The sequence below is a fragment of the Streptomyces sp. NPDC104831 genome, from assembly GCF_055583025.1.
In genome coordinates this window covers 23,535-44,882 of record NZ_JBVJOT010000060.1, presented here as the reverse complement: position 1 = coordinate 44,882, position 21,348 = coordinate 23,535, and the positions used below count along the sequence as shown (strand labels likewise).

General features: G+C 75.6%; 13 protein-coding genes. 7 read left to right on the top strand and 6 right to left on the bottom strand.

The window, feature by feature from the left end:
• Positions 1 to 401: 401 nt before the first annotated feature.
• Positions 402 to 950 (bottom strand): MarR family winged helix-turn-helix transcriptional regulator, encoded by a 549-nt coding sequence (locus ACZ63H_RS31705; RefSeq protein ID WP_469870999.1) that lies wholly within the window; start codon positions 948 to 950, stop codon positions 402 to 404.
• 134 nt (positions 951 to 1,084) lie between these two features.
• Between ACZ63H_RS31705 and ACZ63H_RS31700 the strand changes: the two genes are divergently transcribed.
• The gene (locus tag ACZ63H_RS31700; protein ID WP_469871001.1) at positions 1,085 to 2,350 is read left to right on the top strand and encodes an MFS transporter; all 1,266 of its coding nucleotides are present in this window, start codon (positions 1,085 to 1,087) and stop codon (positions 2,348 to 2,350) included.
• 99 nt (positions 2,351 to 2,449) lie between these two features.
• Here ACZ63H_RS31700 and ACZ63H_RS31695 read toward each other — a convergent pair whose 3' ends face one another.
• Together ACZ63H_RS31695 and ACZ63H_RS31690 are read right to left on the bottom strand one after the other, a co-directional pair.
• Positions 2,450 to 4,096 carry an ATP-binding SpoIIE family protein phosphatase gene (locus ACZ63H_RS31695; RefSeq protein WP_469870997.1) on the bottom strand — a complete coding sequence of 549 codons (1,647 nt, stop codon included), beginning with the start codon at positions 4,094 to 4,096 and terminating at the stop codon, positions 2,450 to 2,452.
• A 137-nt stretch (positions 4,097 to 4,233) separates the two neighbouring features.
• A complete protein-coding gene (locus tag ACZ63H_RS31690) occupies positions 4,234 to 5,607 on the bottom strand; it encodes an NAD(P)/FAD-dependent oxidoreductase (RefSeq protein ID WP_469870995.1) in 1,374 nt (457 codons plus the stop codon).
• Positions 5,608 to 5,984: 377 nt separating this feature from the next.
• Here ACZ63H_RS31690 and ACZ63H_RS31685 point away from each other — a divergent pair, with 377 nt between their 5' ends.
• Together ACZ63H_RS31685 and ACZ63H_RS31680 are read left to right on the top strand one after the other, a co-directional pair.
• The gene (locus ACZ63H_RS31685; protein WP_469870993.1) at positions 5,985 to 6,752 is read left to right on the top strand and encodes a TetR/AcrR family transcriptional regulator; all 768 of its coding nucleotides are present in this window, start codon (positions 5,985 to 5,987) and stop codon (positions 6,750 to 6,752) included.
• Positions 6,753 to 7,060: 308 nt separating this feature from the next.
• Complete coding sequence (locus tag ACZ63H_RS31680; RefSeq protein ID WP_469870991.1) at positions 7,061 to 8,959, top strand: sigma-70 family RNA polymerase sigma factor; 1,899 nt, start codon at positions 7,061 to 7,063, stop codon at positions 8,957 to 8,959.
• Positions 8,960 to 8,965: 6 nt separating this feature from the next.
• Here ACZ63H_RS31680 and ACZ63H_RS31675 read toward each other — a convergent pair whose 3' ends face one another.
• A complete protein-coding gene (locus tag ACZ63H_RS31675; protein WP_469870989.1) occupies positions 8,966 to 12,271 on the bottom strand; it encodes an AfsR/SARP family transcriptional regulator in 3,306 nt (1,101 codons plus the stop codon).
• A 307-nt stretch (positions 12,272 to 12,578) separates the two neighbouring features.
• Positions 12,579 to 14,654 carry an asparagine synthase-related protein gene (locus ACZ63H_RS31670; protein WP_469870987.1) on the bottom strand — a complete coding sequence of 692 codons (2,076 nt, stop codon included), beginning with the start codon at positions 14,652 to 14,654 and terminating at the stop codon, positions 12,579 to 12,581.
• Positions 14,655 to 15,364: 710 nt separating this feature from the next.
• On the opposite strand from ACZ63H_RS31670, the gene ACZ63H_RS31665 reads away from it, so the two are divergent.
• The 4 genes from ACZ63H_RS31665 to ACZ63H_RS31650 all read left to right on the top strand — a co-directional run bounded on the left by ACZ63H_RS31665 (position 15,365) and on the right by ACZ63H_RS31650 (position 20,302).
• The gene (locus tag ACZ63H_RS31665; RefSeq protein ID WP_469870985.1) at positions 15,365 to 16,789 is read left to right on the top strand and encodes an MFS transporter; all 1,425 of its coding nucleotides are present in this window, start codon (positions 15,365 to 15,367) and stop codon (positions 16,787 to 16,789) included.
• Positions 16,790 to 16,888: 99 nt separating this feature from the next.
• On the top strand, positions 16,889 to 18,100 hold the full coding sequence (gene lhgO / locus ACZ63H_RS31660) for an L-2-hydroxyglutarate oxidase (protein ID WP_469870983.1): 1,212 nt from the start codon (positions 16,889 to 16,891) through the stop codon (positions 18,098 to 18,100).
• A 30-nt stretch (positions 18,101 to 18,130) separates the two neighbouring features.
• Complete coding sequence (trmB, locus tag ACZ63H_RS31655) at positions 18,131 to 18,946, top strand: tRNA (guanosine(46)-N7)-methyltransferase TrmB (RefSeq protein WP_469870981.1); 816 nt, start codon at positions 18,131 to 18,133, stop codon at positions 18,944 to 18,946.
• A gap of 60 nt (positions 18,947 to 19,006) precedes the next feature.
• Positions 19,007 to 20,302 (top strand): PrsW family intramembrane metalloprotease, encoded by a 1,296-nt coding sequence (locus ACZ63H_RS31650; protein ID WP_469870980.1) that lies wholly within the window; start codon positions 19,007 to 19,009, stop codon positions 20,300 to 20,302.
• A 39-nt stretch (positions 20,303 to 20,341) separates the two neighbouring features.
• Here ACZ63H_RS31650 and ACZ63H_RS31645 read toward each other — a convergent pair whose 3' ends face one another.
• Positions 20,342 to 21,286, bottom strand: coding sequence for an aldo/keto reductase (locus ACZ63H_RS31645; RefSeq protein WP_469870979.1), 945 nt, complete (start codon positions 21,284 to 21,286; stop codon positions 20,342 to 20,344).
• Between the last annotated feature and the right edge of the window lie 62 nt (positions 21,287 to 21,348).

Genomic DNA, 21,348 nt, shown 5'->3' with positions numbered 1-21,348 from the left:
GATCTTTTCTCGATCCGATTTCCTCGGTGCTTTCCAGGTTCCCGCTCTCGCGTTTCCCTTTCCGGCGGTTCCGACTCTATCAGATCCTTTCGGCGTCTGACCCCCAGTCAGCGGGGTTTGCCTTCCCGGCCGTTGGGCCGTTCCGACGTCTCAAACCTTAGCGGATCCGCCCGGCGATTCCCAATCGGGCCGCCGAGTCCGTATTCGAATTGAATTCGGGCGCGCCGAAATCAACCCGTACGGGAGATCGTGCTGATGGTGTGAGGGGTGCCGCTCGGGGCGGCGGAGTGCTGCCGAGGAACCGTTACGGCTCCGTGGCAACCCGAAGAACCTTACGGATCGACAGGAGGCGTGTCAACACCCCCCTGTCAACATCTTTTGCGCGGCCCGGGGAGGCGGTCTCAGTCCAGGTCGGTGAGCCGGCCGCCGGCGTCCGGCTGCGCGTGCTCCACCCGGCGCAGGAGCCGGGTCAGCACCTCGCCGAGCACCGCGCGCTCGGTGGGGGTGAGGTCCTGGAGCAGGTCCTCCTCGAAGACCGTCGCCAGGCGCATGGCCTCCAGCCACTTCTCGCGGCCCTCGGGGGTCAGCTCCACGATGACGCGGACACGGTTGGACTCGTCCCGCTCCCGGGTGACCAGGCCCTCGGTCACCATGCGGTCGATGCGGTGCGTCATCGCGGCCGGGGTGAGGCCGAGCCGCTTGGCCAGGTCGCTCGGGCCCATGCGGTAGGGCGCCCCGGAGAGGACCAGGGCCTTGAGGACCTCCCACTCGGCGTTGCTGATGCCGAGGTCGGCGGTCTGGCGGCCGTACGCGACGTTCATCCGGCGGTTCAGCCGGGACAGCGCCGACACGATCTTCTCGACCTGGGGGTCCAGGTCCTGGAACTCGCGTTGGTAGGCGGCGATCTGTTCTTCGAGTGTCGGCTCCGTGACGCCGGGGGTGTCGGCCATGGGCGCAGTATCGCACGCGGTCCCTTTGCCTTGAAGTCCTTCACTGTGTAATCTTTAGGTTCGAACTTTAGCTTTGAAGTCTTCAGGTCTAACTAGTGAGAGAGGTGAACGTGACCAGGGCGATGGGCGCGGCGATGCGCCGGATCCACGTGGGCAACGCGCTCAGCGCGTTCGGGCTCGGCTTCACCGTCCCCTACCTGTACGTCTACGTGGCGCAGGTGCGGGGACTGGGAGCCATGACGGCGGGACTCGTGCTCGCCGTCTTCGCCGTGGCCGCGCTGATCGTGCTGCCGTTCGCCGGCCGGGCGATCGTGCGGCGCGGGCCCCTGCCGGTCCTGCTCGCCGCCCTGGTCCTCGCCGCCCTGGGCGCGCTGAGCCTCGGTCTGGCGGGCGGCGCCGCGAGCGTGCTGCTGTCCGCCGCCGCGCTCGGCGCCGGGCAGGCCGTGATGCAGCCGGCGCTGGCGACGATGATCGTGGACTGCTCCACGGCGGACACGCGCTCGCGCGCGTTCGCGATGCAGTTCTTCCTGCAGAACCTGGGGCTCGGCGTGGGCGGCCTCATCGGCGGTCACCTCGTCGACACCACGCGCGTGTCCTCGTTCACGCTGCTGTTCGCGATCGAGGCGCTGATGTTCCTGGTGCTGGTCGTGGTGATGGCGACCGTGCGCATGCCGCGCTCCCCCCGGATGGAGGACGCCCCCGCGCGCTCGGCCCGCGGCGGCTGGAAGCAGCTGCTCGGGAACCGGGCGATGGTGCAGCTGTGCGTGCTGGGCTTCGTGCTGTTCTTCGCCTGCTACGGCCAGTTCGAGTCGGGGCTGAGCGCCTACGGCGTGGAGGCGGCCGGGATATCCACGTCCGCGCTGGGGACGGCGCTGGCCGCGAACACGCTGATGATCGTGATCGCGCAGTTCGCCGTGCTGAGGCTCGTGGAGCGGCGCCGGCGGTCCCGGGTCGTCGCCGCGGTCGGCCTGATCTGGGCCGTCGCATGGCTGGCCGCCGGGTACGCGGGGCTGGGGCACGGCAGCCAGGAGATGGCCACGGCCGCCTTCGTGTCGACGTACGCGCTGTTCGGACTGGGTGAGGCGATGCTGTCGCCGACGGTCGCGCCGCTGGTCGCCGATCTGGCACCGGAGGGGCTGGCCGGTCAGTACAACTCGGCGTTCGCGCTGGTCAAGCAGCTGGCGCTGGCGGTCGGTCCGGCGGTGGGCGGCCCCCTGGGCGCCTCGCTGCACGCGCCGTACATCGTGACCTTCCTGCTGTTCTCGCTGTCGGTCACCGTGCTGGCCCTGCGGCTGGGGCGGCACCTCACCGCCGTACAGGACCGGCCGTGGACGGCGCGGGAGAGCCGGGTGGTCACCCGGGGCCAGGTGCCCGCGGAACCGGTCACCGCGGAGGCGTAGGACCGCGCCCCGGGGGGAGCGCCCCGCGGGCGGGCGGGGAGGTGCGCGACCGGCCACGGACCCGCCGCGCCCGCGCGCCGGCCGGCACCGCTGCGGGGCTCACCCCTTCGGCAGGACGAACTCGCACCAGACCGCCTTGCCGCCGCCCGGGGTGCGGCGGCAGCCCCAGCTGGTGGCGATCGTCGCCACGATGGCGATGCCCCGGCCGGACTCGTCGCCCGGTTCCGCGCGGCGGCGCCTGGGCAGGTGGTCGTCGCCGTCCGTGACTTCGATGATCAGGCGGCGGTCGGTGCGGCGCAGGCGCAGCCGCATGGGCGGGATGCCGTGCTGGAGGGAGTTGGCGACCAGCTCGCTGGTGGCGAGGACGCCGAGGTCGTGCAGGTCGGCGGGGAAGCGCCAGCTGGTCAGCACGCCGGAGGCGAACGCCCGGGCGCGGGGTGCCGCCTCCACGCCGCCGAGGAGTTCCAGGGCCGCGTTGCGGAAGAGGTCGCCGTCGGGGCCCGTGCGCGCCGGGTGCTGGAGGACGAGGACGGCCACGTCGTCGTCGTGGTCGGCGGTGACGCCGGCCGAGCGGACCAGGCGGTCGCAGACGACCTGCGGGCTCCCGGTGGCACCGGCGAGGGCTCCGGCGAGCGCGGCGATGCCCTCGTCCAGGTCGGCGTCCCGGCGCTCCACCAGCCCGTCGGTGTAGAGGACGGCCGTGGCGCCGGGGCCGAGGGCGACGCAGCCGGAGGAGTGGATCCAGCCGCCGGTGCCGAGCGGCGGGCCGGTGGGTTCGTCGGCGCGGGAGACCACGCCGTTCTCGTCCCGGACCAGGATCGGCAGGTGGCCGGCGGACGCGTAGACCAGGCGTCCCTCGTTCGGGTCGTGGATGGCGTAGACGCAGGTGGCGATCTGGTTGGCGTCGATCTCGGCGGCGAGGCCGTCGAGCAGTTGGAGCACCTCGTGCGGGGGCAGGTCGAGGCGGGCGTAGGCCCGGACGGCCGTGCGGAGCTGGCCCATGACGGCCGCCGCCCGCACCCCCCGGCCCATGACGTCGCCGATGACCAGGGCGGTCCGGCCGCCGCCGAGGGTGATCACGTCGTACCAGTCGCCGCCGACCGCGGCCTCGGTGCCGCCGGGCTGGTAGGTGGCGGCGATGCGCAGGTCGTCGGGCTGCTCCAGTTCCTGCGGGAGCAGGGAGCGCTGGAGGGTGACGGCCGTCTCGCGCTGGCGGCGCTCGCTGGCGCGCAGGCGTTCGGCGGCCTCGGCGTGGTCGGTGACGTCGGTGGCGAAGACCAGCACGCCCGCGTCGCGGTCGCCGTCCTCGGTGACGGGCGTGCAGGTGAAGGTGTACGAGCGGCCGTCGACGGCCTTGCGGGACTTCAGGGTGCGGGGTCTGCCGCTGCGCAGCACCTGGTCGAGCAGGGGGAGCAGGCCCAGTTCGGCGAGTTCGGGCAGGGCGTCGCGGGCGGGGGCGCCGGTGGGGCGGACGCCGAAGGCCGTGGTGTAGGCGCCGTTGACGTAGCCGATGCGGTGGTCGGGGCCGTGGACGAGGGCGACGAGGGCCGGGACGCGGTCCAGGACGTCACGCGTGGGCAGTTCGTCGACGGCGGGCACCGGGGGTCCGCCGTCGGCGGAACGTTCGGCGCGGGCCGCGGGCACGGAGCCGTCCCCCCGCCGGTCCGGGGTGACCGCCGACTCGGTCCGCGCGGCGGCGCGGCGCTGCGTTCCGGGGAGCCGGGCGCTCCAGCGCGTGAAGTTCACTGTGGGGAAACCCTCGTGGGTGCTGTGGGCGGGCGGGGGTGGCCAGTCCGGGGGCGGGGGCGGTCCGGCGGGGGGCGGACCGCGGCACATCCGTCAGACGCCTCGGCGGTCCGCGGAGTTCCCGGGTCCGTGCGGGACTACCCCTTCGGGTCGTCGGAGGGGCTGTGGGGGGGCCTTCCACCGGCCGCCAGTTCGAACTCCGCACGGGGATGTTCGAGCGAGCCGAGGGAGACGATCTCCCGTTTGAACAGCCCGGCGAGGGTCCATTCGGCGAGCACCCGGGCCTTGCGGTTGACGGTGGGCACGCGGCTGAGGTGGTAGAGGCGGTGCATGAACCAGGCCGGGTAGCCCTTCAGCCTGCGGCCGTACACCTGGGCGACGCCCTTGTGCAGGCCGAGGGAGGCGACGGAGCCGACGTGGCGGTGGGCGTACGTCTCCAGGGGCTCGCCGCGCAGCGCGTGCGCGATGTTGTCGCCGAGGACCCGGGCCTGGCGGACCGCGTGCTGGGCGTTGGGCGCGGTGTCGGTGCCGGGTTCGGCGGCGGTGACGTCGGGGACGGCGGCGGCGTCGCCCGCGGCCCAGGCGTGCTCGGTGCCCTCGACGGTGAGCTGGGCGGTGCAGCGCAGCCGGCCGCGGTCGGTGCGCGGCAGGTCGGTCGCGGCGATCAGCGGGTGCGGTTTGACGCCGGCCGTCCACACGAGCGTACGGGTGGGGAAGCGCTGGCCGTCGCTGAGGACGGCGACCCGGTCGGCGCAGGACTCCAGGCGGGTGTCCAGCAGCACCTGGATGTTGCGGCGGCGCAACTGGGTGACGGTGTAGCGGCCCATCTCCGGGCCGACCTCCGGCAGGATCCGGTCGGTGGCCTCGACGAGGATCCACTTCATGTCCTCGGGGCGGAGGTTGTGGTAGTAGCGCGCGGTGTAGCGGGCCATGTCCTCCAGCTCGCCGAGGGCCTCGACGCCCGCGTAGCCGCCGCCGACGAAGACGAAGGTGAGGGCGGCGTCGCGGATCGCGGGGTCGCGGGTCGAGGAGGCGATGTCCATCTGTTCGATGACGTGGTTGCGCAGGCCGATGGCCTCCTCGACGGTCTTGAAGCCGATGCCGTACTCGGCGAGGCCCGGTACGGGCAGGGCGCGGGAGACCGAGCCGGGGGCGAGCACCAGTTCGTCGTAGCCGATCAGCTCGGCGGAGGCGCCGTGGTCGGCGGTGGCGAGGGTGCTGACGGCGGCCGTGCGCACCGCGTGGTCGACGGAGGTCACCTCGCCGATGACGACGTGGCAGTGGTGGAGGACCCGGCGCAGCGGTACGACGACGTGGCGCGGGGAGATCGAGCCCGCGGCGGCCTCGGGAAGGAACGGCTGGTACGTCATATAAGGGTCGGGAGTGACGACGGTGATGTCGACCTCGCCTCTCCTCAGCTCCGCCTTCAGCCTCCGCTGGAGACGCAGGGCCGTGTACATCCCGACGTAGCCACCGCCGACAACCAGAATGCGCGCACGTTCCTTCACCATCCCATGACGCACCCGGCGCGGGAGTTTGTCCACAGGCCCGGCAATTTGTGTGACCGGCGGCCGGGTGTACGCGGGGCCGGCCGCGGTGTCCGTGCGGGAGAGAAGCGGGCAGGTCAGCGGGGGCGGGCCCGGGGGCGGAAGGGGACGGAATCGGGACGTACACGCCCCGTACTCCGATCGGGGGGCGCACTGTACGGAACCTGCCCCTTCTGAATTGACTGCCTCTCAACTATGTTCGTGTGTCGACGGAGTGTAGGGAATGTGGTCGAACGGGTCCGCGACGGGCGGATCCGGTCGGGACCGATGCCAGATCCGCGCGCTTCGCATCCAGTGGCGGGGAGAGTCTCCGGGGGGAGACGTCATTACCGGGGGAAGACATGCATGTTCAGGACACGCATTGGGCATCGGCCGCCGCCATCGCGCCCGGTGGCAGGACGATGAGCACCGCGGCGGGCACCGCGCGCGCCGACGGGGCGCGCACGACCCCGCTGCGGGTGGACGCGCAGCGCAACCTGGAGCACGTGCTGCGTGCGGCGCGTGAGGTGTTCGGCGAGCTGGGGTACGGCGCGCCGATGGAGGACGTGGCGCGGCGCGCCCGGGTCGGCGTCGGCACGGTGTACCGGCGCTTTCCCAGCAAGGACGTGCTGGTGCGGCGGATCGCCGAGGAGGAGACGGCGCGGCTGACCGAGCAGGCGCGGACGGCGCTCGGGCAGGAGGACGAGCCGTGGTCGGCGCTGTCGCGGTTCCTGCGGACGTCGGTGGCGTCGGGCGCGGGGCGGTTGCTGCCGCCGCAGGTGCTGCGGGTCGGCTCCGCCGGCGCGGACGGTTCGGGCGAGGCGGCCCGGGTGCCCCAGCAGCGGGTGCAGCCGGGGGGCGGTGAGCTGCGGCTGGTGCCGGACGAGCCCTCGGTGGGGGCCGACGACGCCGGGGCCGGGGCGTTGCTCGAAGTGGTCGGGCAGCTGGTGGAGCGGGCTCGGGCGGCGGGTGAGCTGCGGGCGGACGTGTCGGTGGGGGACGTGCTGCTGGTGATCGCCACGGCGGCGCCGTCCCTGCCGGACGCCGCGCAGCAGGCGGCGGCTTCGGCCCGGTTGCTGGACATCCTGCTGGAGGGGCTCCGGTCCCGGCCCACGCCGGCTTCGGCGTAGGCCCGGCTGGGCCCGGCTCCACTCGGCTTCGGCTCCGGCTGATTCGTGTGTCCACCCGCAACCGACCGTGCGGCCCGCACGGTCGGTTGCGGGTGGCCCCCGCGGCCCGCCGGGCGGCCGTACGGCGGTGGCCCGGTGAGAGGGGTGCCGGCCGGGGAAGGCCGTGGTGTTCGAAGGGGGTTCGACGGCTCGGGGGGAAGTGCGCACGGATGAGTGGATGGGGTGTGCGGGGGCGCTCGGGGGAAAAGGGCTGTGGCACGCTGAGCCGGTGACGGGTTGGGCTGGGCCGGTGCCGGGGGCTGACCGCGATGAGCGCTGACGGGTGGGACGAGTCACACGTGGACGACGGGGGCGCGCGGGCGCGCGGGCCGTACGCACCCGGCCCGGGCGCACGCCCCCCGCTCCGCGAAGGCCCCGGGGACGGGAGCGTGCCCGCGCAGCGCGACGGGAGTGTGCTGCCGCCGCCCCGGGAGACGCCCGCCGCCGACGGTGAGCTGATCGGGCGGATGCGGGCCGGCGACGACTCGGGCTACGCGGAGCTGTACCGGCGGCACGCCGACGCGGTGCGCCGCTACGCGCGGACCTGCTGCCGGGACGTCCACACCGCCGACGACCTCACCGCCGAGGTGTTCGCCCGCATGCTCCAGGCGGTGCGCGGCGGCTCGGGCCCCGAGCACGCCGTACGGGCCTATCTGCTGACCTCCGTACGACGCGTCGCCGCGCGCTGGGCCCAGTCGGCCCGGCGCGAGCAGCTCGTCGACGACTTCGCCCTCTTCGCCCAGCAGGCGGCACGGGCCGCGGAGGCGTCCGACGCGGACGAGCTCGATCAGGGCGCGGACGTACGCGCCCTGCACGAGGCCGAGCAGTCCCTGGCCATGCGGGCGTTCCGCTCGCTGCCCGAACGCTGGCAGGCCGTGCTGTGGCACACCGAGGTGGAGGACGAGTCCCCGAGCGAGGTGGCCGTCCTGTTCGGGCTGGACGCCAACGGCACCCGGGTGCTCGCCAGCCGCGCCCGGGAGGGGCTGAAGCAGGCCTATCTCCAGGCCCACGTCAGCACCGCGCTCGCCGCCGACGAGGAGTGCGCCCGCTACGCCGACCAGCTCGGCGGCTACGCCCGCCGCAAACTGCGCGTCCGGGCCGAGCGGGGCCTGCGCCGGCACCTCGCGGAGTGCGCCCGGTGCCGGCTGGCCGCGGCGCAGATCGAGGAGGTCGCGAGCGGGATCCCCGCGGTCGTCCCGGTCGCGGTCATCGGCTGGTTCGGGGCCGCCGGATATGCCAAGGCGCTCGGCATCGTGGCCGGCGGCGCCGGGGCGGGTGCCGCCGGGGCCGCCGCCGCGGCCACCGGCTCGTCCGGCGGCGCGGGCGGCACGGGCGGGGCCGCGGCCTCCGAGGGGCTCGGGGCGCCGGTGAAGGCCGGCATCGCGGCGGGGGTGGTCGCGGTGGCCGCCGCCGCGGTCGCGCTGGCCCTGGTGAACGACGGCCACCCGGTGCGGGAGGCGGCCGCCGGGCCGTCCCCGTCCGCTCCGGTCGTACGCTCCGAGGCGCCGACGCCGACGCCGACGCCCACTCCCCCGCCGGAGCCGAAGCCCCGGACCGAGCCCCCGCCGAAGCCGGCGGCCGTCGCCCCCGAACCGGCCCCGGCCACCCCCACGCCCACCCCCACTCCGAAGCCCACCCCGACGCCGGCCCCCACTCCCCCGCCGAAGCCGAAGCAGCCGGGACCCACACCCACACCGACTCCGCCCCCCACGACGGCTCCGCCGCCCGCGCCCGCCGTCTACGAGCTGAGCGCCCTGCGCTTCGACGCCACCGGTGACGGCACCGAGCCCGAGATCAGGTTGGGCGAGAGCGGCTGGGTGTGGCAGCGGTACGGCCTGTCGATCGGCGGCAGGACGTACGCGCGCGGGGTCACCGTGCACGGCGAGTCCTCCGTCACCATCGACCTCAACCGGCCGTGCACCGCCTACGACGCGCGGGCCGGCGTGGACGACATGGCCCTCGGGCTCGGCAGGGTCTTCTTCTCCGTCTACGCCGACGGGGTCCCGCTGTGGCGGTCCGGCAGGGTCGAGGGCGGTGACCCGGCCGTCCCCGTCCACGTGGACCTGACCGGGCGCAGGACCGTACGGCTGGTGGTGGAGCCGCACGGCCACGGCGTCGGCCGGGTGGCGCCGGCGGACTGGGCGGAGTCCCGGTTCACCTGCCGGTAGGCCCGTTCACCCGCCGGTCGTACGGCTCGCCGCCGGCACCGCGCCCAGGTCGCGCAGGACGTCCGCGACGCCCATGGCGGCGCCCCGGGCGCACTCGGCGGCGTAGCGGGCGGGCGGGAGGGCCGCGCGGGCGTCGGCGTGCGCCCGGGCGGCCTCGCCGCGTTCCGGCTCCGGCCGGGGGACGCCCTCGCGCCAGCCGTCCGCGGCGCTGAACAGCCGGACGGCGGCGGGCAGATCGCCGTTCCGGGCCAGCAGGCAGGCCGCCGCGTCCACCAGGCCGGCCGTGACCGCCTCGGCGCAGCGGTCGTCCACGGCCTCGCGCAGGGCGGTCGCCAGGAGGCGCAGCCCCTCGGCCGTGCCCGACTCCTCGGCGACGAGGTACGCCTCCACCATGCGCAGGGCCGCCACGAACTGCGGGGGCGCGGTGCCGCCGTCCCCGACCAGCGCGCGGGAGGCCGCGTGCAGCGCGCGGGCGCGGCCGGTGTCCCCGTCGGTCAGGGCGAGGTGGGCGCGCAGCAGCAGCACGAAGGCCCGGGACTCCGGCACCGCGTACCGGTCGGCGGCCGACTCCGCCTCGTCCAGGGCGGCCAGCGCGCCCTCCCGGTCGCCGCAGCGGTAGGAGATCTCGGCGAGCCGGGCGATCAGGAACGGCGCCTCGGCGTCCGCGCCGACCTCGCGGGCGAGGCGCAGCGCCTCCTGGTACTCGGCGCGTGCCTCGTCGAACCGGCCGCGCGCCATGGCCGCCTCACCGGCCGCGCTGCACACCTGGGCCCCCACCCAGCGGTCGCCGACGCGCCGGCCGAGGCGGCGCAGCTCGGCCAGGTCCTCGTCCACGCCGCGGAGGTTGCCCGAGGAGTCGACGGCCACGTGGGCGCGGTACATCAGGGCGACCGCGACCTCCCAGTCACCGCCGTACCGGCGGGCGTTGGCGACGGCCTCCGACAGGTTCGGGCGGACGTCGGCGGGGCTGCCCAGGTAGTAGGTGGTCAGCGGCCAGAGGATGCCCGGGAAGCGGGCGGCCCGGGGGCCGCCGCGCTCGTAGGCGGCCCGCACGCGCGCCACGTACTCCGGGGCCCGTTCGTCGCCCGCGAGGTGGTCGGCGCCCGACTCGGAGGTCAGGAACAGGTCGAGCATCCGCAGGTCCGTCCGCAGCTCGGCCAGCGGGTGCCCGGCCCCGCCGTCGGGGCCGGTGAGGAAGGCGCCCACCGGGTCGGCGGCCTCCACCCGGGCCATCAGCTCCTCGGGCGGCGCGTCCCCGGGCAGGGCGTCCAGGGCGACGCCCAGGCGGAGCACGAGGCGCACCCAGGCCACCGCCTCCTGGCGGTGGCTGCGCAGCCACCAGAACCAGCCGATGGCCAGCACCAGGGCGCCGGCCCCGGCCTCGTCGCCCGCGCGGACCGCGCGGTCCAGGGCCGCGCGGATGTTGTCCAGCTCGGTCTCCAGGCGGGAGAACCAGGGCAGCTGGGCCGCCGACCGCAGCTGCGGCCCGGCCTCCTCCACCAGCGAGCGCGCCCAGGCGCAGTGGCGGCTCTCGGCCGCCGCGCGCAGCCCGGGGACCTCGGCGGCCCGCTCGGTGGCGTACTCGTGGATGGTCTCTAGCATGCGGTAGCGCATGCCGGTCCCGGTGCCGGTGCCGTCCGGGTCGTACGGGGCGGCGACCACGAGGGACTTGTCGACCAGCGCGCCGAGCAGGTCCGCCGCGGGGCCGGTGCACACGGCCTCGGCCGCCGCCAGGTCCCAGCCGCCGGCGAACACCGACACCTCGCGCAGCACCGTCCGCTCGGCCTCGTCCAGCAGGTCCCAGGACCAGTCGACGACCGCGCGCAGGGTCTGCTGGCGGGGCAGGACCGTGCGGCTGCCGGAGGTGAGCAGGCGGAAGCGGTCGTCCAGGCGGTCGGCGATCTGCCGCGGGGTCAGCAGCCGGAGCCGGGCGGCGGCCAGTTCGATGGCGAGCGGCAGCCCGTCCAGGCGGCGGCAGATCTCCGCGACGGCCCCGGTGTCGGTGAGCACCGCGTCGGCGTCGGGGCGCACGGCCCGCGCGCGCTCGGCGAAGAGGCGGTGCGCCTGCTCGGGGATGAGGGGCTCGACCGGGCGCACCGACTCGCCGGGCACGCCCAGGGGTTCCCGGCTGGTGGCGAGGACCGTGAGCCCCGGGCAGCGGGTGAGGAGGGTCTCGGCGAGGGCGGCGGCGGCGCCGACGACGTGTTCGCAGTTGTCGAGGACCAGGAGGAGGCCGCGCGGGGCGCAGTACTCGATCAGCAGGGCCGTGGGGTCGGTCTGCGGGGTGCCCAGCTCGGTGGTCAGCAGCACGGTCTCGCGCAGGCCGAGCGCGCTGACCACGGCGGCGGGGACCGCCTCCGGGCGGTCGAGCGGGGCCAGTTCCACCAGCCAGGCCGAGGGGTGGGCGGCGGCGGCCTCCTCGGCGAGGCGGGTCTTCCCGGAGCCGCCGGGTCCGGTGAGCGTCACCAGGCGGGCCGCGCGCAGGTCGCGGCGGATGGCCGCCAGCTCCGGTTCCCGCCCGACGAAGGAGGTCAGCCGGGGGCGGAGGTTCCCGGTGCGCCGGGGCGGGCGCGGGGGCGCCTGGGCGGCGGGGGCCTCCTCGCTCAGCAGCGCCGCGTGCAGGTCCCGCAGTTCCCGGCCCGGGTCGGCGCCGAGGGTGTCGGCGAGGGTGCGGCGGGCGGACTCGTAGGCGGCGAGGGCGTCGGCCGTGCGGCCGGTGTCGCGCAGGGCGCGGATGAGCAGGACGCGCAGCGGCTCGTCGTAGGGGTGGGCGGCGGTCAGTTCCCGCAGCTCCGGGACGGCCTCCTGGGCGCGGCCGAGGTCGAGGGCGGCGGCGGCGCGGGCGCGGGCCGCCTCCAGGCGCAGGGCCTCGGGGCGGGCGGCGGCGGCCCGGTCGGGGAGGTCGGCGAGGGCGGGGCCGTACCAGAGGGACAGCGCCTCGGTGAGGACGCGGTGGGCGGTGGCCGCCTCACCGGCGGCGAGGGCCGCGGTGCCGGTGCGGGTGAGCCGCTCGAAGACGTGGAGGTCCACGTCGTCCCGGGCGGCTTCGAGGCGGTAACCGCCGGGGGCGGAGGTGACGGTGTCCCTGCCGAGGGTGCGGCGCAGCCGCCCGACGAGGGCCTGGAGGGCGGCGGGGGCGTCCTGGGGCGGGTCGTCCGCCCAGATCTCGTCGATGAGGGTGGCGGGGTCGACGGTTCGGCCGGCCCGCAGGGCCAGGGCGGCGACCAGCGTGCGCAGCCGGCGCCCGCCGATGGGTACGGGAGCCCCCCGGTCGTCCGCTGCTTGGGTCACGCCCAGGATTCCGTACCGCACCCGGTCATTGTCGCGGGGGGCGGGGCACGGGGGCACGGGGGCTCGGGACCGGTGCGGCGGCCGGTGTTGCGCGGGGGGCGCGGAGGCGGGACGCGGGGACCTGGGACCGGGTGCGCCGGACAGCGTGCCGAAGGGGCGCGGGCTTGGCCCCGGTGCGCCCGACAACGTGCCGAAGGGACGCGGGCTTGGACCCCGTGCGCCCCACTACGTGTCGAAGGAAGGCGGGAGACTGCGCGCGCCCACCGGGCTCGCGGCCGGACGCCGGTCCGGGCCGCCCACCCGTACCGCCGCCCTCCCCCACGTCGGCTCACGCTCCCGGCGTCAGCGCGCTGCGCCTCGGCTGGATCCCCGAGGGGACCGCGCGGGAGCGGGACGGGGTGCCCGTCCAGCACGTGCCGCGGCGGGCCAGGAGGCGCCGCAGCCACAGTTCGAGGGAGACCAGGTCGGCGAGGCCGTCCAGGGGAAGGGGTTCGCCCGCCGCCCCGCCCCGCAGGGCCGCGCGGACGACGCGGGCCTCCACCAGGCCGGCGTCGGCCAGCAGGGGGGTGGCGAAGAGGTCCAGGAGGGGGTCGGCCGCCGCCCGCAGTCCCGCGCGCGCGGCCGCCGCCGTGGAGGCGTGGGAGGGGGCGCCCCAGCCGGGCGGCAGGTCGGTGACACCGGCGCCCTCCAGGACCGTGCGCAGGACGGCCGCGCGAGCGCCGGGCCGGACCCGCAGCGCCTCGGGGAGGTCGCGGCAGGCCCGGACGACCTGGTTGTCGAGGAAGGGCGCGTGCAGCCGCTGGGAGCGGACCTCGGCGGCCTGCTCCAGAACGCGGAGGTCGGCGGCGTGCCGGGCGAGCGCCGCCCGCGCGCGGTAGTCGCCGGGCCGCAGGGCGCCGCTTCCGGAGCGGTCCGCCTCCGCCTGGAGCAGAACCGATACTTCGGCCAGTGCCTCCCCGGTCAGCCACCGCGCGGCGGGACCGGGCCCGGCCCAGGCCAGCGCGGCGAGGGACGCGTCGGCCGCGCCCCGGGGCTCGTCGAAGCGGCGCCGCATCAGCCGCTCGGCCAGTGCCTCCAGGCCCGCCCGGTAGGGGGTGCGGGCGAGCTTCCGGGCCGCGCCGTACACGCGCGCGGGGACGAACACCGAGCCGTCGGCGCGGGCGAGCGCGGCGACCGGCCGGACCAGGTGGCGCCGGCGGCGGTCCACCAGGAGGTCGGCGAGCCGGGCGGGGTGGGCGTCCAGCACCTGGCGGGCGCCGTGGCCGGTGAAGTGGTCCGCGCTGCCGGCGGCGAGCCGCGCCCGGTGCCGGGCCGCCTGGACCAGGCAGGGGCCGGGTTCGTCGGTGAGGGGGCCCTCCAGGTCGGCGTACGGCAGGGTCTCCTCGCCGCCGGTGACCACGACGTGGTGCAGCCGGGGGCCCGCGGCCAGTGCGCCGGCGCGCTCGAGTTCGGCCTCGCGGCCGGGCACGGCCAGGTCGTTGAAGGTGACGGCGAGGAGGCGCTCGCCCGCGCCGGTGCGGTGGCCGAGGAGGGTGCCGGGCCGGCCGGGCAGCCCGGCGGCCAGCAGCGCGAGGGTGCCGGAGGCGGGCCCGCCGGACAGGTCGGCGCCGACGCCGGGCACCGGCATCCCGCGGGCGGCGCGCCGCTCGGCCGGGCCCATGCCGGGCACCGGTCCGGGATCCAGGTCGGGTACGTGCCGGGGGGCCGCCAGCCGGGTGCGCACCGCCTCCACCAGGGCGTCCCGTACGGCGTCCACGGCGTGGCCGGGGTCGGCGGGGGGCGCGGACACGGCGAGGGAGGCGACCGGTTCGTACCCGGCGATCTCGCGCGCCCCGGCGCGCAGCACCAGGGCGTGCCCCGGCGGAACACGGCGTACGCCGTCGTAGGGGGTGGTGTCGCGCAGCGCGGCCGGTACGTCCGGGGCGGCGAGCAGGGCCGCGAGGTGGGTGAAGTCGAGGTTGGCCTCGACGAGGTCGGCGAGCGGCAGCGCGGCGGTGGCGTAGGCGGTGCCGCCGGCCCAGGGGGTGTAGAAGACCGGCCGGGCGCCCGCGAGGTCGCCGCAGACGGTGACGCGGCGGCCGGCCCGGACCACGGCCGTGTAGCTGCCGGACCAGGTGGTCAGGTGGCGCACCGCGCCCCCGCGCGCGGTGAACAGGCCGCGCCGCAGTTCCTCGTCGGTGGCGCCGCAGATGCCGAGGACGGCGATCCGGTGCTCCGGGTCGGCGTGCACCACGCGGATCTCGTCCGGGCGCCAGTCGCCGACCGCCCACAGCGGGTCCGGGTCGCCCCACAGGAGCTGGGAGCCGACCGGTTGCAGGGTTTCGCCGTCGTACCCGACGGCTCCGGCCGAGCCGGTCCCGGCGGCGCCCGCGGCGGTGCTGCTCCACCCCACCAACCACCGCATCGACGCCTCCACAGGCTGTGGACCACCAGTGCACCGCACGAACGGCCCCATGCTGCCATGAAGAACACGTCCCGGAGGTGCGGCGTGGCCGCCTTCGCGCGAGCGGTGCCCGCGGCGCGGGGAAGGGGGAGCCGACGGGCGGCGGGCCCGCGCGGCGGCGACCGCGTCCCGCGGGGACGAAGCGAACGCGCCCCTAATGCGCTCCCCCAAAACCCGTTTCGCGCCCCCAAGTTGCATGGTCGCGAGGGAATTTCACCACTCGATCGGGGGATGTTTTTCAGCCAATTCCGTGACAGGGCGCCGAAATTGAGCACGCTCCGTACAGGCCTGCGGAGCGCCTGGGGGCTTACACACACGCACGGTCCGGGAGGCGGATGACGCCTCCCGGACCGGTCCGCCACCCGCGGGGATGAAGGCGGCGGTGTCCCCCAGCCCGCTGGATCCAGTACAGCGGGCCGACCCACGCACGGCCCATGCAACCGCTCTCCGGTTGGCCGGAGAAGAGCGCACGGGCGGGCGCACGGCCACACGTGCGGGGGCACGTGGCGACAGCCCGCGCACGCTGCGTGAACGGCCGCTCGGCCGCACTGACCACATCCCGCCATCCGGAACATTGCCCCTTAACGCTTGGGATGCGGCGAACTACGCTGGGTTTACGAATGCCGCGTGGTTATGCCAGCGCGGCAGCCGTCTGTGTCGAGGGGTGGCGCATGTCCAGGGAGCAACGCGGGCCGAACGAAAAGCTCGGCGCCGTTCTCGCCCTCGCGGGAATCAGCAACGCCGGACTCGCCCGGCGCGTCAACGACCTTGGCGCCCAGCGCGGGTTGACACTTCGCTACGACAAGACGTCGGTGGCGCGCTGGGTGTCGAAGGGCATGGTGCCCCAGGGTGCCGCGCCGCACCTGATCGCCGCCGCCATCGGGCAGAAGCTCGGCCGTCCCGTGCCGCTGCACGAGATCGGCCTGGCGGACGCCGATCCCGCGCCCGAGGTGGGCCTCGCCTTCCCCCGGGACGTGGCCCAGGCGGTGAAGTCGGCGACCGAGCTGTACCGCCTCGACCTGGCCGGCCGCCGGGCCGGCTCCGGCGGCATCTGGCAGTCCCTCGCCGGATCGTTCGCGGTGAGCGCGTACGCGACGCCCGCCTCGCGCTGGCTGATAACCCCCGCCGACAGCTCGGTCGCGCGGGAGGCGGGCGCCGCCGAGGGCTCCGGCGCCCCGCTCAAAGTCGGCCACAGCGACGTGCAGAAGCTGCGGGAGGCCGCCGAGGACGCCCGGCGCTGGGACTCCAAGTACGGCGGCGGGGACTGGCGTTCGTCGATGGTGCCGGAGTGCCTGCGGGTGGAGGCGGCCCCGCTGCTGCTCGGCTCCTACTCCGACGAGGTGGGCCGCGCCCTGTTCGGCGCCTCGGCCGAACTCACCCGGCTCGCGGGCTGGATGGCCTTCGACACCGGGCAGCAGGAGGCCGCGCAGCGGTACTACATCCAGGCGCTGCGCCTCGCGCGCGCGGCGGCGGACGTCCCCCTCGGGGGCTACGTCCTCGCCTCCATGTCGTTGCAGGCCACCTACCGGGGCTTCGGCGACGAGGGCGTGGACCTCGCGCAGGCCGCGCTGGAGCGCAACCGGGGCCTGGCCACCGCCCGCACCATGAGCTTCTTCCGGTTGGTCGAGGCGCGGGCACACGCGCGCGCGGGCGACGCGCAGGCGGCCGGCGCGGCGCTGAAGGCGGCGGAGGGCTGGCTGGAACGGTCCCGGCCCGGCGACAACGACCCCTCCTGGCTCGGTTTCTACGGATACGACCGGTTCGCCGCGGACGCCGCGGAGTGCTACCGGGACCTGAAGGCGCCCCGGCAGGTGCGCAGGTTCACCGAGCAGGCCCTGTCCAAGCCGACGGAGGAGTTCGTGCGGTCGCACGGGCTGCGGCTGGTGGTGTCGGCCGTCGCCGAGCTGGAGTCCGGGAACCTCGACGCGGCGTGCGAGCAGGGGGTGCGGGCCGTGGAGGTGGCGGGGCGGATCTCGTCCGCCCGCACCACCGAGTACGTGAAGGACCTCCTGCACCGGCTGGAGCCGTACGGGGACGAGCCGCGGGTGGTGGAGCTGCGGGAGCGGGCCCGGCCCCTCCTGATGACCCCGGCGTAGGAGCCGCGCCCGCGCGGCCCGGCCGCACGGCGGGCCGGTCCCGCGTTTGAGAGTGCTGTCAGTGGCGCAGTGCACTATCGGGAGTGGAGGTGGTGCTCGGTGCTGGGCGGGGCGTACGACTGTGATGTGCTCGTGGTCGGCGGGGGGATCGTCGGGCTGTCGACGGCGTACGCGATCACGCGGACGGCGCCGGGCACGCGCGTGACCGTGCTGGAGAAGGAGGCCGGCCCGGCCCGGCACCAGACGGGACGCAACAGCGGGGTCATCCACAGCGGGATCTACTACCGCCCGGGCTCCCTCAAGGCGCGCTACGCGGTGCGGGGCGCCGCCGAGATGGTGAAGTTCTGCGCCGAGTACGGCATCGCCCACGCCGTCACCGGCAAGCTGATCGTCGCCACCGAGCGGGCGGAGCTGCCGCGGTTGCACGCGCTCGTGCAGCGGGGCCGGGAGAACGGCATCCCGGTGCGGGAGCTGGGACCCGCGCAGATCGCCGAGTACGAACCGGAGGTGCGCGGCCTGGCCGCGATACACGTCGGCACGACCGGCGTGTGCGACTACGCGGCCGTGGCCCGGGAGCTGGCCCGCGCCTCCGGGGCGGAGATCCGGTACGGCGCCCGGGTCGTCCGGGTGGACCGGCGGCCGGAGCGGGGCGTGGCCGTGCGGACCTCCGCCGGGGACGTCGTCCGCGGGCGCGTGCTGGTGAACTGCGCCGGGCTGCACTGCGACGAGGTGGCCCGGCTCACCGGGGACGAGCCCGGGATGCGGATCGTGCCGTTCCGCGGGGAGTACTACGAACTGGCCCGGCCCGAGCTGGTGCGGGGCCTGGTGTACCCGGTGCCGGACCCGGCGTTCCCGTTCCTCGGGGTACATCTGACCCGCGGGATCGACGGGGGCGTGCACCTCGGGCCCAACGCGGTGCCGGCGCTGGCCCGCGAGGGGTACGGCTGGACGGTCCTGCGGCCCCGGGAGCTGGCCGGCACCCTGGCGTGGCCGGGCGCGTGGGCGATCGCCCGGCGGCACTGGCGGTACGGGGCGGGCGAGCTGCGCCGCTCGGTGTCCAAGGGGGCGTTCCTGGAGGCGGTGCGAAGACTGCTGCCCGGCGTGACCGCCGGGGACCTGGTGCCGGCCCCGGCCGGGGTGCGGGCGCAGGCGGTGCTGCGGGACGGGACGCTGGTGGACGACTTCCTGATCCGGGAGGGCGCGCGGGCGGTCCACGTGCTGAACGCGCCCTCGCCCGCGGCCACCGCCTCGCTGCCGATCGGACGCGAGATCGGGCGCCGGGCGCTGGCCATGCTCGGGGCGCCGGGGTGAGCTGCCCGGACCCGTAAAATCGGCCTTACTGTGTCTGACTCCCTGAACACCCCCGCCGCCCCGCCCGCCCCCGGTGACCCCGTCCGGCCCGCCCGGGCCAAGGGCGAACCGCGCTTCCCGGACGGGCCCAAGGCGGACCCCGCGGGTTCGCACTTCGAGCGGCGGATCCGCAGCTTCCAGCCGCGGCGCAGCCGGGTGACGGCCGGGCAGGCCGAGGCGTTGCAGCGGCTGTGGCCCCAGTGGGGGCTGGACATCGACGGGCAGCGGGTGATCGACCTCGCCGAGCTGTTCGGCAACGACCGTCCCGTGGTCCTGGAGATCGGCTTCGGGATGGGCGAGGCCACCGCGCGGATGGCCGCGGGCGACCCCGGCACCAACATCCTCGCCGTCGACGTGCACACCCCCGGCCAGGGCAACCTGCTGGGCCTCGCCGACCGGGGCGGCCTCACCAACGTCCGGGTGGGCAACGGCGACGCGATCATCCTGCTCCGCGAGATGCTCCGCCCGGACGCGCTGGACGGGCTGCGCGTCTACTTCCCCGATCCCTGGCCCAAGAAGCGGCACCACAAGCGGCGGCTCATCCAGCCGGAGTTCCTGACGCTCGCCGCGACCCGGCTGAAGCCCGGCGCGCTGCTGCACTGCGCGACGGACTGGGAGCCGTACGCCGAGCAGATGCTGGAGGTGCTCACCGCGCACCCGGACTTCGAGAACACCCGGCCGGACGGCGGTTTCGCGCCGCGTCCGGAGTTCCGGCCGCTGACCCGTTTCGAGGGACAGGGACTGGACAAGGGACACGTCGTGAACGATCTGCTGTTCCGGCGTGTACCGCACCGCCGGGACGGTTAGCCGACCGGCGGGCCGGTCATCCGACCGGCCCCTCGTCCCGCCACCGTTAGGGTCGATGCCGTGGCCACCAGTCCTGCGTCCGCGACCTGTCCCCCGAGCCCCGGCGACGGTGTGCTCCGCCACCCGCACTGGTGGCAGCGCAGGTGGGTGCGGTACGGGGCACCGAGCACGCTGCTGGCGCTGTCCGGGCTGGTCATCCTGGCGCTCGTGCGGCGGCAGACCGGCACGGACGGGTTCCTCGTCGGGCTCGGGCTGGCCGTGCTGCCGGTGCCGTGGCTGCTGGCCGCCTTCCGGTGGCTGGACCGGGTGGCGCCGGGCCCCTGGCGGAACCTGGTGTTCTCCTTCGCCTGGGGTGCCTGCGCGGCGGCACTGATCGCCATCGTGGCCAACAGCTTCGCGACGGAGTGGATCGCCACCTCCACCGCCGACCCGGCGAGCGCCGACACCCTCGGCGCCACGGTGATAGCGCCGATCGTGGAGGAGTCCGCGAAGGCCGCCGCCGTCCTGCTGGTCTTCCTGTTCCGCAGACGCGACTTCACCGGGATCGTGGACGGCGTGGTGATAGCGGGGATCACGGCCACAGGGTTCGCCTTCACCGAGAACATCCTCTACCTCGGCACGGCCTTCGGGACCGACCAGCTCACCGGCGACCGGGGCATCTCCTCCGTCACCGCCGCCACCTTCTTCGTGCGCATCGTGATGTCGCCGTTCGCGCACCCCCTGTTCACCGTCCTGACCGGCATCGGCTTCGGCATCGCCGCGCTGTCCGCCGGGCGCCGGTCCGCCCGGCGGATCCTGCTGCCGGTGTGCGGACTGCTGCTCGCGATGGGCATGCACGCCCTCTGGAACGGCTCGGCCACCTTCGGGCAGTACGGGTTCTTCGCCGTCTACGGCGGCTTCATGGTGCCCGTGTTCGGGCTGGTGACCTGGCTCGCGGTGTGGACCCGGCAGCGGGAGCTGCGCCTGGTGCGGGCGGAGCTGCCGGCGTACGTGCTGGCCGGGTGGCTGGGCCCGGCCGAGCCCTTCGCGCTCGGATCGATGCGGGCGCGCCGGATGGCCCGGGACTACGCCCGGCACCACCACGGCCGCCCGGCGGCGCGCGAGGTGGCCCGCTACGAGGGGTACGCCACCTCGCTCGCGTTCCTGCGGCAGCGCGGGCGCGCGGGCAGGGCCGGGGCGGACTTCGTCCCCCGGGAGCGGGAGCTGCTGGAGGAGCTGTGGAAGCGGCGGCACCTGGCCCGGCCGGCACTGGAGTACGCGGGCCGGGCCGCCGCCCCGGTCCCGGTGTACCGGGCGGCGGCGCCGTACGGACACCCGGCGGTGCCCTACCCCCTGTACAACCCGTACCGGACCTGACCGGGGCCCGTACGGCGGGCCGGCACCGCCGGGGAGCGGCTAGGCCGAGGCCTCCGTCAGCTTCGCCACCTCCGCGTCCGTGAGCTCCAGGTCCGCCACGCCGAGCAGCGCCGGCAGCTGCTCCACCGTGCGGGCCGAGGCGATCGGGGCGGTGACCGTCGGCTGGGCGGCCAGCCAGGCCAGGGCGACCGTGGCCACGGGGGCCCCGTGGGCGGCGGCGACCTCGTCCAGGGCCGTCAGGACCTTCTGGCCGCGCTCGGACGCCAGGTAGTCCTGGACCCGGTCGGCGCGGGCGCTGTCGACGCTCTCGCCGGGCCGGTACTTGCCGGTCAGGAATCCCGAGGCGAGCGCGAAGTACGGGACGACGGACAGGCCCTCACGGGCGACGAGCTCCTGGAGCGGACCCTCGTAGGTGTCGCGGGAGACCAGGTTGTAGTGCGGCTGGAGGGCGACGTAGCGGGCGAGGCCCTCGCGGTCGGAGAACTCCAGGGACTCGCGCAGGCGCTCGGCGGTGATGTTGGAGGCGGCGATGTGCCGGACCTTGCCGGCCTTCACCAGCTCGTCCAGCGCGCCGATGATCTCCTCGACCGGCACCTCGGGCTGGTCGAAGTGGGTGTAGTAGAGGTCGATGTGGTCGGTGCCCAGGCGGCGCAGCGAGGCGTCGGCGGCGGCCTTGATGTTGGCGGCCGACAGGCCCTGGTACTCCGGGTGCTGGCTGACCTTGGTCGCGATGACCACGTCGGAGCGGTTGCCGCGGGCCTTCAGCCACGCGCCGAGGATCGTCTCCGACTCGCCGCCCTTGTTGCCCTCGGCCCAGGCCGAGTAGACGTCGGCGGTGTCGATGAAGTTGCCGCCGGCCGCGGTGTAGGCGTCGAGGACGGCGAAGGAGGTCTGCTCGTCGGCGGTCCAGCCGAAGACGTTGCCGCCCAGGCACAGCGGGAAGACCTCGAGGTCGGAGGAGCCGAGTGTACGAAGTGACGTCATACGTCATGCCAACGCCGGCGGGGGCTGATCGCATCCCGCCGCCGGCGCCGGATTCCCGGTTC

Bases quoted from the DNA above. Each gene is read 5' to 3' on its own strand.
- ACZ63H_RS31705 (WP_469870999.1), bottom strand. From the start codon at position 950: ATGGCCGACACCCCCGGCGTCACGGAGCCGACACTCGAAGAACAGATC.
- ACZ63H_RS31645 (WP_469870979.1), bottom strand. From the start codon at position 21,286: ATGACGTCACTTCGTACACTCGGCTCCTCCGACCTCGAGGTCTTCCCG.
- ACZ63H_RS31670 (WP_469870987.1), bottom strand. From the start codon at position 14,654: ATGCGGTGGTTGGTGGGGTGGAGCAGCACCGCCGCGGGCGCCGCCGGG.
- ACZ63H_RS31665 (WP_469870985.1), top strand. From the start codon at position 15,365: ATGTCCAGGGAGCAACGCGGGCCGAACGAAAAGCTCGGCGCCGTTCTC.
- ACZ63H_RS31700 (WP_469871001.1), top strand. From the start codon at position 1,085: ATGCGCCGGATCCACGTGGGCAACGCGCTCAGCGCGTTCGGGCTCGGC.
- ACZ63H_RS31685 (WP_469870993.1), top strand. From the start codon at position 5,985: ATGCATGTTCAGGACACGCATTGGGCATCGGCCGCCGCCATCGCGCCC.
- ACZ63H_RS31680 (WP_469870991.1), top strand. From the start codon at position 7,061: ATGAGCGCTGACGGGTGGGACGAGTCACACGTGGACGACGGGGGCGCG.
- ACZ63H_RS31690 (WP_469870995.1), bottom strand. From the start codon at position 5,607: ATGGTGAAGGAACGTGCGCGCATTCTGGTTGTCGGCGGTGGCTACGTC.